General features: G+C 52.7%; 15 protein-coding genes. 7 read left to right on the plus strand and 8 right to left on the minus strand.

Annotated elements, in window-relative coordinates:
• Positions 1-171: 171 nt before the first annotated feature.
• Positions 172-1,473, minus strand: a complete 1,302-nt coding sequence (locus tag EHV15_RS18815; protein ID WP_178075886.1) for an FtsW/RodA/SpoVE family cell cycle protein — start codon at positions 1,471-1,473, stop codon at positions 172-174.
• Positions 1,470-1,802, minus strand: a complete 333-nt coding sequence (locus tag EHV15_RS18820; protein WP_178075887.1) for a PadR family transcriptional regulator — start codon at positions 1,800-1,802, stop codon at positions 1,470-1,472. The genes EHV15_RS18815 and EHV15_RS18820 overlap by 4 nt, the downstream gene beginning before the upstream one ends.
• A 435-nt stretch (positions 1,803-2,237) precedes the next feature.
• Here EHV15_RS18820 and EHV15_RS18825 point away from each other — a divergent pair, with 435 nt between their 5' ends.
• Complete coding sequence (locus tag EHV15_RS18825; protein WP_128632551.1) at positions 2,238-3,200, plus strand: acetylxylan esterase; 963 nt, start codon at positions 2,238-2,240, stop codon at positions 3,198-3,200.
• A 40-nt stretch (positions 3,201-3,240) separates the two neighbouring features.
• On the opposite strand, the gene EHV15_RS18830 is transcribed toward EHV15_RS18825, so the two are convergent.
• Positions 3,241-3,627 (minus strand): MmcQ/YjbR family DNA-binding protein, encoded by a 387-nt coding sequence (locus EHV15_RS18830; protein WP_128632552.1) that lies wholly within the window; start codon positions 3,625-3,627, stop codon positions 3,241-3,243.
• Positions 3,628-3,786: 159 nt separating this feature from the next.
• Here EHV15_RS18830 and EHV15_RS18835 point away from each other — a divergent pair, with 159 nt between their 5' ends.
• The 3 genes from EHV15_RS18835 to EHV15_RS18845 all read left to right on the plus strand — a co-directional run bounded on the left by EHV15_RS18835 (position 3,787) and on the right by EHV15_RS18845 (position 6,088).
• Positions 3,787-4,458, plus strand: coding sequence for a TetR/AcrR family transcriptional regulator (locus EHV15_RS18835; RefSeq protein ID WP_128632553.1), 672 nt, complete (start codon positions 3,787-3,789; stop codon positions 4,456-4,458).
• Between the two features lie 71 nt (positions 4,459-4,529).
• Entirely contained in the window at positions 4,530-5,273 is a 744-nt protein-coding gene (locus EHV15_RS18840) for an SDR family NAD(P)-dependent oxidoreductase (RefSeq protein WP_128632554.1), read from the plus strand.
• Positions 5,270-6,088 (plus strand): EFR1 family ferrodoxin, encoded by an 819-nt coding sequence (locus EHV15_RS18845; protein ID WP_128632555.1) that lies wholly within the window; start codon positions 5,270-5,272, stop codon positions 6,086-6,088. Before EHV15_RS18840 ends, EHV15_RS18845 begins: the two co-directional genes overlap by 4 nt.
• A gap of 12 nt (positions 6,089-6,100) precedes the next feature.
• Here EHV15_RS18845 and EHV15_RS18850 read toward each other — a convergent pair whose 3' ends face one another.
• The gene (locus EHV15_RS18850; protein WP_128632556.1) at positions 6,101-8,140 is read right to left on the minus strand and encodes an LTA synthase family protein; all 2,040 of its coding nucleotides are present in this window, start codon (positions 8,138-8,140) and stop codon (positions 6,101-6,103) included.
• 289 nt (positions 8,141-8,429) lie between these two features.
• On the minus strand, positions 8,430-9,575 hold the full coding sequence (locus EHV15_RS18855; RefSeq protein WP_128632557.1) for a THUMP domain-containing class I SAM-dependent RNA methyltransferase: 1,146 nt from the start codon (positions 9,573-9,575) through the stop codon (positions 8,430-8,432).
• Between the two features lie 178 nt (positions 9,576-9,753).
• On the opposite strand from EHV15_RS18855, the gene EHV15_RS18860 reads away from it, so the two are divergent.
• Positions 9,754-10,383: an O-methyltransferase gene (locus EHV15_RS18860; protein ID WP_128632558.1), complete on the plus strand. Its 630-nt coding sequence runs from the start codon at positions 9,754-9,756 to the stop codon at positions 10,381-10,383.
• 49 nt (positions 10,384-10,432) lie between these two features.
• On the opposite strand, the gene EHV15_RS18865 is transcribed toward EHV15_RS18860, so the two are convergent.
• Positions 10,433-10,756 (minus strand): winged helix-turn-helix transcriptional regulator, encoded by a 324-nt coding sequence (locus EHV15_RS18865; RefSeq protein ID WP_128632559.1) that lies wholly within the window; start codon positions 10,754-10,756, stop codon positions 10,433-10,435.
• A 135-nt stretch (positions 10,757-10,891) separates the two neighbouring features.
• Between EHV15_RS18865 and EHV15_RS18870 the strand changes: the two genes are divergently transcribed.
• Entirely contained in the window at positions 10,892-12,073 is a 1,182-nt protein-coding gene (locus EHV15_RS18870) for an MFS transporter (protein WP_128632560.1), read from the plus strand.
• 345 nt (positions 12,074-12,418) lie between these two features.
• On the opposite strand, the gene EHV15_RS18875 is transcribed toward EHV15_RS18870, so the two are convergent.
• Positions 12,419-13,135, minus strand: coding sequence for a cupin domain-containing protein (locus EHV15_RS18875; RefSeq protein WP_128632561.1), 717 nt, complete (start codon positions 13,133-13,135; stop codon positions 12,419-12,421).
• Positions 13,136-13,272: 137 nt separating this feature from the next.
• On the opposite strand from EHV15_RS18875, the gene EHV15_RS18880 reads away from it, so the two are divergent.
• Positions 13,273-13,494, plus strand: coding sequence for a DUF2905 domain-containing protein (locus tag EHV15_RS18880; RefSeq protein ID WP_128632562.1), 222 nt, complete (start codon positions 13,273-13,275; stop codon positions 13,492-13,494).
• Between the two features lie 18 nt (positions 13,495-13,512).
• Here the strand turns inward: EHV15_RS18880 and EHV15_RS18885 are convergent, their stop codons facing one another.
• On the minus strand, positions 13,513-14,517 hold the full coding sequence (locus EHV15_RS18885; RefSeq protein ID WP_128632563.1) for a glycosyltransferase family 8 protein: 1,005 nt from the start codon (positions 14,515-14,517) through the stop codon (positions 13,513-13,515).
• Positions 14,518-14,826 lie beyond the last annotated feature (309 nt).

Consider the following 14,826-nt stretch of genomic DNA (forward strand, 5'->3'; position numbering starts at 1 on the left):
TTGCATTTCATGAAATGTCGCATCATTCTCCAATTGTCACATCGTCCTCAAATTGCCGCATCAAATCGATACATTATCCTCAAATCGTTACATCAACCTCAAATTGTAGCATCGCGCGCAACATCGCGCGCTGGGAGCTGCACGCCGGACCTCAAGCGCGAGCGTTCCCTGTCACCTTACGCGAATCATATCCTTCCGCCGGTATACGCTGTAGATGAGTCCGATGGCAGCGAGCTGCGCCAGCAGTCCGCTTCCTCCGTAGCTGATGAAAGGAAAGGATACGGCGGAGATCGGCAAAATCCCCAGCGACATACCGATGCTCCAGGCGAATTGAACGGCGAATAAAGCTCCGAGACCGGTGATGAGCATTTTTCCGTAGGATTCTTTGATGGCCAAACCTGCCTTGATCAAATGGAAAATGAAAAACAGGACGCTGAGCAAAACGAAGGCACCGAACAACCAACCTAAACTGTAAACAAGATATGTAAATATTTGATCCGAATGGATGGAGGGCAACCAGTCCATTTGCAAACCGAAGCCATGTCCCCGCCATCCGGCCGAACGAATCGCCTCATCGATTTTCGTATAAGTGTATCCTGAACCGTCGGCGTCCCGATAGCGCCATAAAAAGGCGATCAGCCGATCCTGGCCGCTAAGCAACGCCGGAAGAAGAAAGACCACCGTGACCAGGGAAAGGTACGCCATAACCCAGCGCCGGCCATACCCGGAAAAGCATAACATCAAGACGAAGGTAGCAGCGTAGAGTACCAGGTTTACGAAGGATGGAATCAACGCAAACATAAGCAGCGGGATAATGCCGAAAACAACGAGCTGCCGAAAAGCGGTTCTGCCGTTCTCATATCCCCGGGAAAGCACACCTGCCGCCGCGACGGTAAAGAGATAGGGGGAGAACACGGTGGAATTCAAATTCAGCCCCAATCCCAAGCTGAACCAATCACGCGTACCGTTAACCTGCTGGCCCCAAAGCTGTGCCCCCAGCAAAAACACGATCGCTGTTCCGTAAATCGCCCACAAATAATTGCGCAGACCTCGATAATGAATCCGGCTTAACGCGAACAGAACCGCCAATCCCCCCGCCATATAGACTGCTTGTTTGGGGAATAAGGAGACACCTGACATATAACTGCTTCCGGCACCATAGCTGAGCTGCACGGCATACATGGATAGCAGCGCAATGCCCAGCAGCAGCGTCAAGACGGACAACATGGCCCATGGAACACGCGGTTTGTGCACCCGGTTCAACCCTAGCGCGACCGCATCCGTATCTCCCATCTGGGCAATGGCCTGCCGCGCGGCCGCTTCATCATCCAAGCCTTGGGCGCGCAGGGATTCCCAAAGCTCGTCCAAATGGCCGGAAATCTCCTCGCTTATTTCTTGACGCAGCTCTCGCGCCTTTACTTGCCTGCACACCTGTTTCGCATACTCCTGCAAAAGCGGATGCAAATTTCTCATGCTGGTCCCTCCCCGAGCACCCGATCGACGGCCCCACGGAACAACTGCCATTCCCGCTTCTTTTCCTGAAGCTGCTGTCTGCCGCTATCCGTGATCCGGTAATACTTGCGTTTTCGCCCTTCGGCTTCCTCCCAATAGGCTTCCAGCCAGCGTTCGGTCTCCATGCCGTGAAGAATCGGGTAAAGCGTGCCTTCCTTCAGGGCAAACGTGCCTTCCGACATACGCTCCAGCTCTTTGATCAACTGGTAACCGTACAGGTCCTGCTTGTCCAGCAGCGTCAGGATCAGCATGCCGGTGCTTCCTTTAAGCAGTTCCTTATTTACTTTCAATTTGGGCGCCCCCTTCCATTTTCATACCAATCATTATACATAGAATTAATATGCATCGCAAATCTATGTATTAACAAGTGCCGATTTTGAGGTTGAGCCCAATTTAACGGTAAAAAAGTCCACTATTCAAGGCGATCCAACAAATTTGCCCCGATAGCGGACTTTTTTGTCCTTATTTTCCCAGCGAAGGGCCGGAAATGGCGGTTACACCACTTGCGCTGAGAAATAACGCCACAAAATGCCGTTATATTATAATAGAGTAGTCTCATCACCGAAATAACGCCTAAAATTACCGCTATTTCTCCTAGCTCCCGACTTGCTGCTGGGTGACCCGGCTAACTTATCCTGGAATAAGCGGTTTGATGTAATCCGGGCGGAAAGATAGAATGGATCTAAGCATATTTTTAGCTATAAACGAAAAACAAGGAGACAATTATGGGAGCGATTCAGGAGCGCATTGCGGAAGTGGAGCGGTACCGGGCCGAACGTACGGCGAGAGGGGATTTTGACGAGTTCTGGAGCCGGACGCTGGACCGGTTGGCGTCCAAACCTTTGAACGGCCGCCGGGAGCGTGCGGAAACGATGATGCAGGGGATTACGGCCGAGCATGTGATGTTTGAAGGCTTCGACGACACCCCGCTGCACGGCTGGTTTTTGGTACCGGACGGGGGCGGGGGCGGGAAAAAGCATCCTTGCCTAGTGATCTATCAAGGCTACCAGTGCCATCGGGGGCTTCCGGAAAATTACGCCGCTTGGCTGCTGATGGGTTACGCCGTTTTTGCCGTCGATACGCGGGGGCAGACCGGGGAGACGGGGAACCGGCTGACCTCCGGCCAAGGCATCGTGAAAGGGTGGATGACCCAGGGCATTTTGGAGCCGGAGCAATTTTACGCCAAAGCGATGACGATTGACGCCTGGAAGGCGTTAGAGTGGGTCAAGGAGCAGCCGGAGATCGATCCGGAGCGAATTGGGGTGTACGGAACGAGCCAGGGCGGCGGCCTGGCCTTGCAGATGGCGGCGTTAAGCGACGTCCCGCGCGTGGCCGTGGCCAATGTCCCCAATCTGTGCCATCTGGAGTTCGCCTTGATGAATTCGACCGGTTCAGTAGCGGAAATCGCCGAGTTTCTGGCCAGAAATCCGGGAGAACTGGAGCGGGTGCTGGCGACGCTGAGTTATTTCGATAATCTCAATCTGGCCGAAAAAATCAATATCCCCGTGCTGTATTCGGCGGGCTTCAAGGACATGATCTGCTGGCCGGAGACGATCGCCGCGGCATACAACCGCAATCCCGCGCCGGGAAAGGAACTCCTCCTCTATCCATTTATGGGCCATGAGGAAGGTCCCGACGAACACCGCTTGAAGGCGTACGCTTTTTTGCGGGAGCAGTTACAGCGCTAAGCCGGGCAACTGCCCGGCCCGTTTCATTTTTTTCACAGGTTCAAAAATCGCCGGCGCGATCCCCCTCTATTCTCATCAGGACGGCCTCGCGAGCCGCCTTCGTCAACCCCTTGAGCACCAGGTCATAGGAATGATCGATCATCGCTTGCAGATCGTCTATCGGCAGGCTGCCATCGGCGGTCACCGTGTTCCAGTGCTGCTTGTTCAAATGGTAACCGGGCTGAACGCACGCATGCTGTTCCCTTAGATTGGCGGCGATAACCGGATCGCATTTTAAGGAAATTTGTACTGCGGATTCATTTCCCGTGCCGGAGATCAGGGCGAATATTTTCCCTCCCACCTTCATGACCAACGGGTCCGGACCAAAGGGATATTCCTGAACGGCCCCTTTTTTCGATAAGCAATAGGCTGTTAGCTTGTTGTACATAGATACTGGCATCCCCCTCAACGATCGGCAATATGATTCCGTTGTTACTAACTATACCATGTCCGCAGGCAACGTGCGAAGGGCCGGGGGGAGTCATTGCTTGACACGTTTATGATTTCACATTAAAATCTAAACAGTTAGTTTATTTTGGTGGAGAAGATGATGATGACCGACAAAAAGAAGAGGACTTACGATGCCGCCCGCACTAAAGCGATCATTCTTGACGCGGCGGAAGGATTGTTTGCGGAACATGGCTACTCCGCTACGCGAATCGATGCGATCGCTGACGAGGCAGGCTATAACAAAAGTCTGATTTATCAGTATTTTAAAGATAAACTGGGACTTTATACGGAGGTGGTCAAGCGGGCGGACCTGTACGGAAACAAAATGTCGGAAGAGCGGGTGGGGGACCTGCTTAAGGATGAGACAACCGCCTCGGACCCCGACAAGTTCAGGCAGCTGCTTGAACAGGTGATCGACTTTTCCTATCAGCTGTTGACGGACAATCCCCGTTATTTGAAAATATTCGCCTGGGAAGCTGCTGAGAACTGGAAGACATGGAAGAAAATCGCCTACAATCCGGATGATGATTTTCCCCGTTTGTATGAATTGACTTTGGCGGCGAAGAAGAATGGAATTATCAGGCGGGATATGGAACCGATGATGGTCCCGATGATTCTGATGAATACGGTGATCCCGTTCCTTCAATCTTTCCGGAGATTTAGCGAGATTTTTCCGGATGACCGTATGCCGCCGATGACGCAGGAACAGTTTAGAGAACAGATCGCAAAATTCGTTATTTACGGTGTAATGGAGCCAAGTATCCTGTAGCCTAGGGAGCTTGGCAATATTTTCGCCTTAAATATAAATAACTAGTTAGATTAAATTGGAGGATGAATGTTATGAGATTTCAGCAAAAGGTCGTTATTGTCACCGGTGGAGCCGGCGGGATCGGCGCTGCGACAGCCCGATTGTTCGCGGAGGAAGGAGCCAAGGTGGCTATTGCCGATTTATCCGAGGAAGGGCAGATGCTGGCGGATGAATTAACAAAAAGCGGGCTCACGGCAAGTTTTATAAAAACGGACGTGACCCAAGAAGGTGAAGTCGAGCGGATGGTGGAGAAAACCGTCGAGCGCTACGGCAAGCTGGATATTCTGTTCGCCAACGCCGGTGTCGGAGCCGATGGCCCGACGGATCAGTTAAGCCTTGAGGATTGGAAGCTTGCCGTTGATATAAACCTGACCGGTGTGTTTCTTTGCAACAAATACGCGATCAAGCAAATGCTGAGCCAGGGAAACGGCGGCGCGATCGTCAATTGCGGCTCGGTCCACAGCCATGTCGGGAAAGCGAGAGTCAGTGCGTATGCGGCGGCCAAAGGCGGGGTCAAAATGCTGACCCAATCTACGGCGGTAGCTTACGCGGCCAGAAATATCCGCGTAAACGCCGTATGCCCGGGATATGTCGATACGCCGATGATCAACCGTTTGGGCGAGGAGGTCAAAAACTACCTCATAGGTTTACACCCTGCAGGCCGATTGGGTACGGCTGAGGAGATCGCTAAAGCGGTTCTGTTTCTGGCCAGTGACGACGCTTCATTCATCACAGGAACCAGCCTGATGGTGGATGGGGGATATACGGCGGTATGACGAGCATGCAGATTTTTTATTTTTCGGGAACGGGCAACTCGCTGTTTATCGCCCAGGAGCTGCATAAATCGTTTCCCGAGGCTGCCGTCGTACCGATCATCCAATTAACGGACTATTCCGTTAAAGCTGATGTCGTGGGTTTCGTTTTCCCGGTTCATGCGTTTACGATGCCGGCACCGGTTAAGCATTTTTTGGAGAAAATAAACCTGGAGGAGGCCTCCTATCTTTTTGCCATCGCAACGCGGGGAGGCTCTCCCTGCAATGTATTTCGGGATATGGACCGTCTGCTTCGGAAAAAAGGAAAGGTGCTGAACGCGCACTGGTTTATTGATATGCCCAACAATTTTTGCCATATTGCGGACACGCCTGATCAGACACTCATAGAAAGGTTGTGCGCGGAAGCGCGGGTCAAGCTGGAACCGATTAAAACAGCCATCAGGAACAAGGATGAAGTGCACGCACCGGACTCGGAAAAGTCGTTTTGGAGAAAAATGCTGCTTTTTCCGGCTTTGTCGTTCGTCTTGCGCAAAACAAACTATTTGCACACGGACAAAAATTTTTATGCCGATGACCGTTGTATCGGATGCGGCCTGTGTTCGAAAGTATGCTTGTCCAGGAAAATTGAGCAGCAGGACGGCAGGCCGGTTTGGAAAGAAGAGACGGAATGTTATTTTTGCTTTGCCTGCATCAATCACTGTCCGCGCCAAGCCATCCAAATCCGCAAAACCAAATCGATGGCCAAAGGCAGGTACCGTCATCCGCTATATACCGCACATGATATTGCACAGCAAAAAGGGAGGGCGGGCAACCCGTAAAATTGATTTTTACTAATTTTCCTTTCTAAAATCAGCGATCAGGTCCCCGGTGATGATCGTGTCGGAGATGCGCAGCCGTGTCTGAGCTTCCTCGTAAGGGGCCCGGCAGCGCTCGATACCGATGGGTAAGCGGCTCTCCAAATCGTAGCATTGCCCGTTTTCGAAGCGGTTGTCGGCCGACGGGATGTAATACAGCCCGCCGTCGGTGAAAGCTCCCGAGCGCAGCACGACCAGTCGTTCCGTTTCGGCGCCGGCGAACAAATTGTTGCCCATCATGTAATAAGGCGCCGAAGAAATGCCCAACAGATGAAGCAGCGACGGGGCCATATCCAACTGCCCGGCGGGCCGATCATCGGTGCCGGTTAAATTGCCGTCCGGCAGATGGATCAGCAGCGGCACCTGATTCATGATTTGATGCATGTCCAGATCGGACAGAGATTTGCCGAGAAACCGCTCGTAATCCGCTTTGTCCGTAAGTGAATTGTCATGATCTCCGTAGAAATACAGAATCGTGTTGTCCCATAACCCTGCTTGTTTAAGCCCCTCGACCAGTTCGCCAAGCGCGGCGTCCACGTAATGGACGGACTGCAGATAATCGCCGAACACCGTGCCCTCAAACTCTCCGGTATCCAGTTCTTTCTTGTCGGCCGGCAGTGTATACGGATGATGGCTGGACAAGGTGATCAGAAAGTTATAAAATGGCTGCTTCTCCTGCGTCATCCGGGCCAGCGACTGGCGGAAAAACGATTTGTCGCCCAAGGACCAGCCGAGCGGTTCGTCCATCGTGAAGTCTTTTTTGCTGAAAAACCGGTCGTAACCCATTGCCTGGTACATGTTATTGCGGTTCCAAAAGCTGCCTTCGTAAGCGTGAAAAGCTTCCGCCGTATATCCTCCTTGCTCCTTCAATATCCGCGGCAGCACGTCAAACGTATGGCTTGGATAACGCATGGCCACCGAGCCGGCCGGCAGCGGATGCAGTGAGCTGTGTGAGGAAAAGTCCGCATCGGAGGTGCGCCCCTGCCCGGTCTGGTGATAATAGTTCGGATAATAAAGACTGTCCTCCATCAACCGGTTGAAATGGGGCGTAATCTCTTGTCCGCCGATTTGTTTGCCGATCATGAAATTCATAAACGCTTCGGCTTGAATCACAATGACGTTGCTGCCCGCATAAGCGCCGAACGTTTCATTCTGTACCGCGCGGCGGCTCCGGGCTTCATCAAACCAGCGCTTAATCTCCGTCTGTTCCTGCGCGGACACCGTGTCCGTTCCGCTGAGCTGCTCCATAACGTATTTCGATGCGTCGTAAAAATGAAATCCCAACAGGCCGGTCACGTTGTATAGTGAAACGTTCCACCAGTTATTCTCAAACAGGTCGCCCGCCCATGTTTTGGCGTAATGACGGATCGGTCCCACAGCGAGGACAAAGCCGACCGCAAAGGCGATGACGCCGGCGGAGAAACGTCCCAGCAAGCGGCGCCGCCGTTCTTGGCGGCGGGCGGCCTCGGACAAGGTGCCTGCACCGCCATCCGCCAATCGGTTTGCCTGTTGGAACACCGGTTGATCTTGTCCTTGTCCGCCGCGTCCGAATCCTTTCTTCAACGCCATCATTCCCAGCTTAAGCGCCAGCCATGCTCCCCAATCCGCGATCAGCCACAGGTCGTAAGGATAAATCAGCGAGCGGATGCTGCCGCCAAGCTCCCCGACCTGACCAGCCTGCAGCAGCACGGGCACCGTAATAAAATCCCTGAAATAGCGGTAATATACGAGATCGGAAAAAATCAGAGCGGTAAGCAGCACGTTCAGAGCGGCTAGGGCGATCGACCTGCCGCGCGGCGGCAGCCACAGCGTCCAGAACGAGACAAGCATCACCGAACCGATGGCAATCAGGTTGTCGAGCAGGTTCATGTCGATATAGAGGGCGTGCAGCTGGCTGTGCAGCATCCTGAGCTTCAAAAAAATCGCGAGCACAAACAAAATATATCCAAACGGGATGATGCGCAGTAGCCAATTTATCCGCTCGGCCAACCCGCGATCCCCGGTAAGACGCAGCATGTTCTAAAAAACTCCTTTCCTTAACTTACTATATAAGTTGAACTAATGATTGTACGTGATAGGGCAGCCGTGTGAAATGTTCTTACGATCGCTGTTGCTCCCAGATTTCTATGATTAAGTTGATTCATAAATGGTAGAAATCCGGTCACAAAGGCGACCACTGCCGTTTCTTCAGAATCATTTCACACTCTTGCCTAACTCGCTCATTTTTTTAGTTCAACATATATAGTTCAAAAAGTCAGCTTTTAAGCACCACTACCTATTAAAAGGGAGAACCCTTCTTCCACGTTTAGTGGCGTGGAGGAAGGGGCCCGAGAAACTGCAAATATTGGCATTCGATGCGGCCGTTGTACAGCTTGCGGCGTTTGTCCGCCTTGCGCTGAAAATCGTGCTCGAATTGCTTAGTAGGCGTCAGCGCGAAAAAGGACCAGGTAGGCAGTCCCGCCATGATCCGGCCGAACTGGGAGATCAGCTTCCGCACTTCCTTTTCTTCCCCGATCCGCTCGCCGTAAGGCGGATTAGTAATCATGCAGCCGTAATCGCCCTGCGGTTGGATTTTGACGGCGGGGAGGCATTCGAACTTGATTTCCTTCGCCAATCCGGCGCTTTTGGCGGCGGCCTTGGCGATTTCGATCGCCTCCGGGTCGATGTCGCTGCCGGCGATGTTCAGCGGGATATCGTCCCGCACCGCGTCAAACGCCTCTTCCCGGGCCTCTTGCCATAAGCGCTCCGGCACAGCCGGCCAGCTTTCGGCATTAAACGTGCGGCGCAGTCCCGGCGCCAGGTTCCAGCCGATCATCGCCGCTTCGATGGGCAGCGTGCCCGAGCCGCAGCAAGGATCGTAGAACGGCCGCGCCGGATTTTGGTTCCAGCGGCTGAGCAAAATGAGCGCGGCGGCCATCGTTTCCTTCAGCGGCGCCTCTGTCGCATGCTTGCGGTAGCCCCGTTTGTGCAGCGCCGGCCCGGTCGTATCGAGCGTGAGCAGCGCCTTGTCATTCAATAGATTAACTTCGATGACATAACGCGGGCCGGTTTCCTTAAACCATTCGGTAGAGTGCGATTGCTTGAGCTTTTCGACGACCGCTTTTTTGACGATTCCCTGGCAGGCAGGGACGCTGCTGAGCTGCGACTTGTGCGACCGGCCTTCCACCGGGAATTCCCCGTTTGCGGGAATCCACTCCTGCCAAGGCAGCGCTTTGGTGCCTTCAAACAGCTCGTCGAAGGTCAGGGCGGTAAATTCGCCCATCTTGATCAAAATCCGGTCGGACGTCCGCAGCCACAAATTACAGCGGCAAATATCGATCAGATTGCCGGTAAAATGGACGCGGCCGTTTTCGACCGCCGTATCTTCGTATCCCAATTCTTTCAATTCGCGCGCCACCACGGCTTCCAGCCCCATCGGGGCGGTCGCGATCAGTTGCAAAGGTCCAGACATTCTTGTAGATCACTCCAGCTTCGGCATTATACTTGTGAGAACTGCGTAAAAACCATACAATTCAGTATAGGCCAATGCTTGTCAAGTTACAAACGGTTCTTTGGATCGCAATGCAAAAATGTTGCGAGACGATCTGCGCCGTATACATAAGGAAACGAACGAAAGGATGTAGATTGCGATGCTGATGCCGGAACAATACGGGGACGAATTATATGCCAAAGATGAAGTACTGGAGCGGGTGACCCGGTCCATTTTGGACAGCGGGTTGAAGGACGTGTCGATCGCGCCGGGATATGGCCGGCTTTTGACCTTGCTGGCCAAGCTGGCGGGAGCCAAAGCGGTGCTGGAGATCGGTGCCCTTGGCGGCTACAGCGGGATTTGCCTGGCCCGGGGACTGCCGGCGGACGGGCGGCTCGTGTCGCTGGAACTGAAAGAGGAGAACGCCGGATTGGCGCGGCGGAATTTGGAAGCCGCCGGATTCGGCAGCCTGGCCGAGTATATGATCGGCCCTGCGCTGGATAGTCTAGCGACGCTGGAGGCCCGGGGGGAGCGGTTCGATTTCTTTTTCATCGATGCGGACAAAGAAAACTATCCGGCGTACCTCGAATACGCGATAAAACTGGCCAAGCCGGGCGCGCTCATTGCCGGGGACAATATTTTGCTGCGGGGGCGTACCCTCAATGAGGAGAAGAGTGGACCGTCGGTGCAGGCGATGCGCAGGTTCAACGAGATGATCGCCCGGGACGAGCGGCTGATCAGCACGCTGCTGCCGGCTTATGACGGCCTTGCGCTGGCGATGGTGAAATAGAAAGGGCCGTGATTCATGCGCCACAAACGTAGGGATCACGGTTTTTTTGTCAATTTCTCCACCTGGCCGCCCATTTTTCCATTTCCTTAAGCGAGCTTTGAAAATCCAGGCCTTTTGGCGTCAGCGAATATTCGACCGTTACCGGGACGGTGGGAAAAACCTCACGGCGCACGATGCCGCTTTTCTCCAAATGCCGCAGCGCATCGGTTAAGGATTGCGTACGGACGATCTTCAAATCGCGGTGGAGCTGCTGAAAGCGCCGCGGGCCTTTGGACAGCTCGGCGATGATCAGAAAGGACCATTTGGCTCCGAGGATTTGCAGTACGGAGCAGATGTCGGAAAGGTCCTCGGTTTCTTTTTGTTGCTGTTCCATTTTTCTTCCTCCTCATACTTACTTAAATATAGTTAGTCAAAATAATTGGATAATATCCAAAAGATTTGCCTTCTTACATATCGTATGTAACCTCATTATAATGCAATCAAGAAGATGTGAGGAGGAGAATTTAACATGAATAGACTAAAGCTTGCAATTTACGTGTTGACCATCGGCGTATTTCTTACGGCGACCTCGGAGCTGATCGTTTCCGGGATCATCGGTACGATATCCGAAGATTTGGGCGTTTCGCTGGCGTTAGCCGGACAGCTGGTTACGGTTTACTCTCTGTCTTTCGCCATCGGTACCCCGGTGATCATATCGCTAACCTCGTGGCAGGACCGCAAACGAATGCTGCTGGCCTCGCTGGCCGTGTTTATCGCCGGCTGCCTGGCGGCATGGATGAGCCCGAATATGGCCGTTTTGATGATATCCCGAGTTATTTTGGGCGTGAGTTCAGGTGTCTTTCTGGTCGTTGTGTTCGGCGCAGCCGCCAAAATCGTCCCCCCGGACAAAATCGGCAGCGCGATCGGCACCGTTGTCCTCGGTTTCAGCAGCGCGATGATTTTGGGAATTCCGATCGGTATGGCCATTGCCGAATGGCTGAACTGGCGGGCGATTTTCCTGATCCTGGCCCTGCTTAGCATAGGGGTGGCGTACTTAATTTACAAGCTGGCTCCGGCCATGGAAGGAGATGCGGCGGTTCCTTTTTTCCGGCAGTTTAAAGTTCTCGGCAGCGCGGTTATCGTCAGCGGGCTTATGATTACGTTGTTCAGAGAGTCGGGCAATAACCTGCTGTTTACGTACGTCATTCCTTTTATGCAAAACATCTTTGCTTTACCTTCTTCCTACAGCAGCTTCGTCATGCTCCTGTTAGGCATTGTCGGGGCCGTCGGATCACGCCTGGGCGGTTACTGCATCGACCGCTGGGGAGCCTCCCGCGTCTTACTCGCCGGTCTGGTGATCCATGCCGTGACCATTTCGATTTTGCCATTGTGGGCGGGCAGGACGATACCGGGGATCGTATTCCTTTCCCTTATGGTGTTGTCCATGTTTGCCGCAGGAACGGCCATTCAAAGCTATTTTATCGCGCGGGCGCCGCAGTCCTCCAATCTGGTGCTTAGCATCAACACCTCCATCACCCACTTGGGGCTGGCGCTTGGCGCCGGTGGGGGAGGCCTCGTGCTCGAATCGACGGGGACGCTTTACTTTCATCCCTGGCTGGGAGGACTTTTGATCGGGTCAGGCCTTGTGGCCGCCGCCGTAAGCATCGCTTGGGGGAGAAAGAAAAGCCGGGTCGAATTGTTGCTTAATTAACTTTGCCGGACATGCGGTTCTAATTGTGCTGCAAAAGTGCATCTTATTTTCTTTAAATGCCGCCCTTAGAACGATTGAAATGCAAAAGTACATCTCATTTGAGGTTGTTCGATAAAAAAGGGTCTTTGGGCCGGAAATGAACTGCACTTATGCATTTGAGCCACCCGTTTCGGGGAGTTTCGACGAAAATCGCATGCACTTTTGTATTTGGGGAAAAATCTCGCACTCGCATTCAACGGAAAAGTATCGGTAATTCATTAAATTTAATGAATAAGGGGCGTCCCCAAGCCGTCAGACGACTTACGGTACGTCCCTTGTGTTAACAGCGGAGTCCTGGCCGATTCTTTAAGGCCCGTCATGGTACAGATGTGCCCAGCCGTTTCCGATGACCTGCGGCCGCCGGGGATTGCCGTCGCTTTGCTGGTATGGGCGAAGGCCGTAGCCCTGGTTGTAGGGCGGGTGGCTGGTATGGGCTGCGGCATCGGGCTGCGGATTTTGCGTTTGGTAATCGACGTCCTGATTTTCTTTCGGGCAGTCTGCTGGCGGCCCAATGATTACGGTTTGGTTCAGCGGCGCAAGCGCCACGCTGACTTTGGCCGGATCGAGGCAGTACATGTGCGCGAGCGCCTCGGGCGGCGTGAGCCGGAGCATATCGGAGACGGGGATGATTTCTGGGACCGGCGCGTCGAAAATAGCCAAAAAGTGTGTCCCGTCCACGGTAGCGGTGTCATAATGCCACCACCCCTGGGGGATGCTGGTCACCTGGCCGGGCCGGTTCGGATAATGCCGGAGCTCTTTCGTAAACGGATTGATGACCGAGACGACGACCTCGCCCGCAACGCAATATACGAGCTCCGAAGCGTTTGGGTGGTGGTGGGGTTCGATGGCGTTGCCTTTGTCCAAATAGGTGTCCAGCATCGACAAATTGCCGAGCGTATTCAGTTGTTTGATGGACAGCTCGTTGATAAAGTTGCGATTATCCTTTTTAACGGATGTGTTGTGGTTGACGTCATACGTAAATTGCGCGGATGGCGAAGTGAAATCCTTATAAGAGACCGCCATAATTGTTCCCTGCCTTTCTTATTTCGCTTAGGCGTTGTACTTCTACTGGATATTTATGCACAGGGCCGGTAGACTATGATTCGGGAAGAGATTAAGTGAAAATAGGATTTTAGCGAATAGGAGGGCGATATTGCGTTATGAGCAACTTTCCGAAAATCCTCATCGTTTCCGGCATCGTCCTGATTGTCATCGGGCTCGCCTGGATGTTCCTCGGCCGGTTTATCCAATTGGGCCGGCTTCCCGGCGACATCGTGATCGATCGGGGCAACTTCAAGTTTTATTTTCCGCTCGTCACCTGCATTTTGATCAGCGTTGTGTTCTCTTTGATCATGTACTTGATCCGCTGGTTTATGAAATAAGCCGCCTGAGCCGGACCATCAACGATAGATCCGCCGACGGATTTTTCTTCTTTTTCGGATTCCTGCCGCCCTGTTGCGCTTGGCTGATTTGACAGATGTCAAATTGGTTAAAGCAATCCGGACAAACCTGTTTCTTCTGGTGCGGAATCTTCTTCCGGTTGTTTTCCGCTTTCTCGATTTTATGCGGTTCCCATTGATCGGCGTGGCGGAAAAGTCCGCATTTACGGGTTCTTCGACCGTTTGTTCTCTCCATGGCGTCAGGTTGAGGTAATACCGGTATAGTTCCCAGCCTGAAGAATGGCGGTCCCAGCATTTTTCATCTCCGGCGAAATGGACGATTTTATTCGAAAAGTCGCGATCGGGCGCAGCCATGTTGAATAAGTTGAAACGTACATCCAAAGGGAGGTAAGCTCTACCATAAACCGCATTGAGCGCATCCTGATCCGGCATCGCAGTATCGGGGAAATTCCGTAAAAAGTTAAGCGTTTCTCCGTACCAATTAAGATTCGCGCGGATCGTGTTCAAGGCGAATAAAATAACCCCGGAGTTAAAATAAAGTTCCGGATTCAGCCCCTTGGAGCTGATCGTATTTGTTACGTTCATGATGTTCTGGTCCCAAACCGCGCCCAAATAAAAATGATTTAATTCGACCTGCCACAGTTCTTCAAGATCCATGTTCACCAAAACATCGCAGTCCAGGTAAATAATTCTGTCCGCCGGTATGATTGCCGGCAAAAGCAATCGATACATGCAGGCCGGCGTCCACACGTTAATCGAGCCCACACTCGCCATCACCTGGAGTAAATCTTCAGGCAGCGCAAGGGGATAAAAAATAATCGTCTGATTATAGCTGGCGGTTAATTCGATGAGTTTTTGCCGGTTATCCTCGCTCAAGGTCTCATCATGCAAAATATGAACATTTACAGAGGATCTCGTATTTTGGAAAACCGACGCCAAAACGACACCGGCATGCTCGGCATACTGCCCATCCTTATCTTGGAAAGCCAAAGCTAATTCGATCATCTGATTTGTCCTTTCTTCACGTTAGTTGTCTGCACATTATACGTTAGCCGCGAAGAAGTGGATAAGGCATTAAGCCTGAGCAATTCACCCAAATTTGTTTGGATGAAATCTAAGGACATGATTTTATTCGCCGAAAATACATGGGTTATATAGAAAGCGGGCTGAAAGGAAGATAGCTGTATGGCGTATTCCATGGATCCGGGAGACGGATTTATCGGCGATTTTTTAGATCGGCCGGGGCAGTTGCCGGATATTAACGGTTTAGCATCAAGCGCAGTAGGGTGATGCACAGCTCCGGGCGGCTCGCGG

The sequence above is a fragment of the Paenibacillus oralis genome, from assembly GCF_003863965.1.
Classification (GTDB): Bacteria; Bacillota; Bacilli; order Paenibacillales; family Paenibacillaceae; genus Fontibacillus; species Fontibacillus oralis.

Excerpts from the sequence above, each read along its gene's own strand:
- EHV15_RS18815 (WP_178075886.1), bottom strand. The coding sequence starts at position 1,473 with ATGAGAAATTTGCATCCGCTTTTGCAGGAGTATGCGAAACAGGTGTGC.
- EHV15_RS18825 (WP_128632551.1), top strand. The coding sequence starts at position 2,238 with ATGGGAGCGATTCAGGAGCGCATTGCGGAAGTGGAGCGGTACCGGGCC.
- EHV15_RS18830 (WP_128632552.1), bottom strand. The coding sequence starts at position 3,627 with ATGTACAACAAGCTAACAGCCTATTGCTTATCGAAAAAAGGGGCCGTT.
- EHV15_RS18835 (WP_128632553.1), top strand. The coding sequence starts at position 3,787 with ATGATGATGACCGACAAAAAGAAGAGGACTTACGATGCCGCCCGCACT.
- EHV15_RS18840 (WP_128632554.1), top strand. The coding sequence starts at position 4,530 with ATGAGATTTCAGCAAAAGGTCGTTATTGTCACCGGTGGAGCCGGCGGG.
- EHV15_RS18845 (WP_128632555.1), top strand. The coding sequence starts at position 5,270 with ATGACGAGCATGCAGATTTTTTATTTTTCGGGAACGGGCAACTCGCTG.
- EHV15_RS18850 (WP_128632556.1), bottom strand. The coding sequence starts at position 8,140 with ATGCTGCGTCTTACCGGGGATCGCGGGTTGGCCGAGCGGATAAATTGG.
- EHV15_RS18855 (WP_128632557.1), bottom strand. The coding sequence starts at position 9,575 with ATGTCTGGACCTTTGCAACTGATCGCGACCGCCCCGATGGGGCTGGAA.
- EHV15_RS18860 (WP_128632558.1), top strand. The coding sequence starts at position 9,754 with ATGCTGATGCCGGAACAATACGGGGACGAATTATATGCCAAAGATGAA.
- EHV15_RS18865 (WP_128632559.1), bottom strand. The coding sequence starts at position 10,756 with ATGGAACAGCAACAAAAAGAAACCGAGGACCTTTCCGACATCTGCTCC.
- EHV15_RS18870 (WP_128632560.1), top strand. The coding sequence starts at position 10,892 with ATGAATAGACTAAAGCTTGCAATTTACGTGTTGACCATCGGCGTATTT.
- EHV15_RS18875 (WP_128632561.1), bottom strand. The coding sequence starts at position 13,135 with ATGGCGGTCTCTTATAAGGATTTCACTTCGCCATCCGCGCAATTTACG.
- EHV15_RS18880 (WP_128632562.1), top strand. The coding sequence starts at position 13,273 with ATGAGCAACTTTCCGAAAATCCTCATCGTTTCCGGCATCGTCCTGATT.
- EHV15_RS18885 (WP_128632563.1), bottom strand. The coding sequence starts at position 14,517 with ATGATCGAATTAGCTTTGGCTTTCCAAGATAAGGATGGGCAGTATGCC.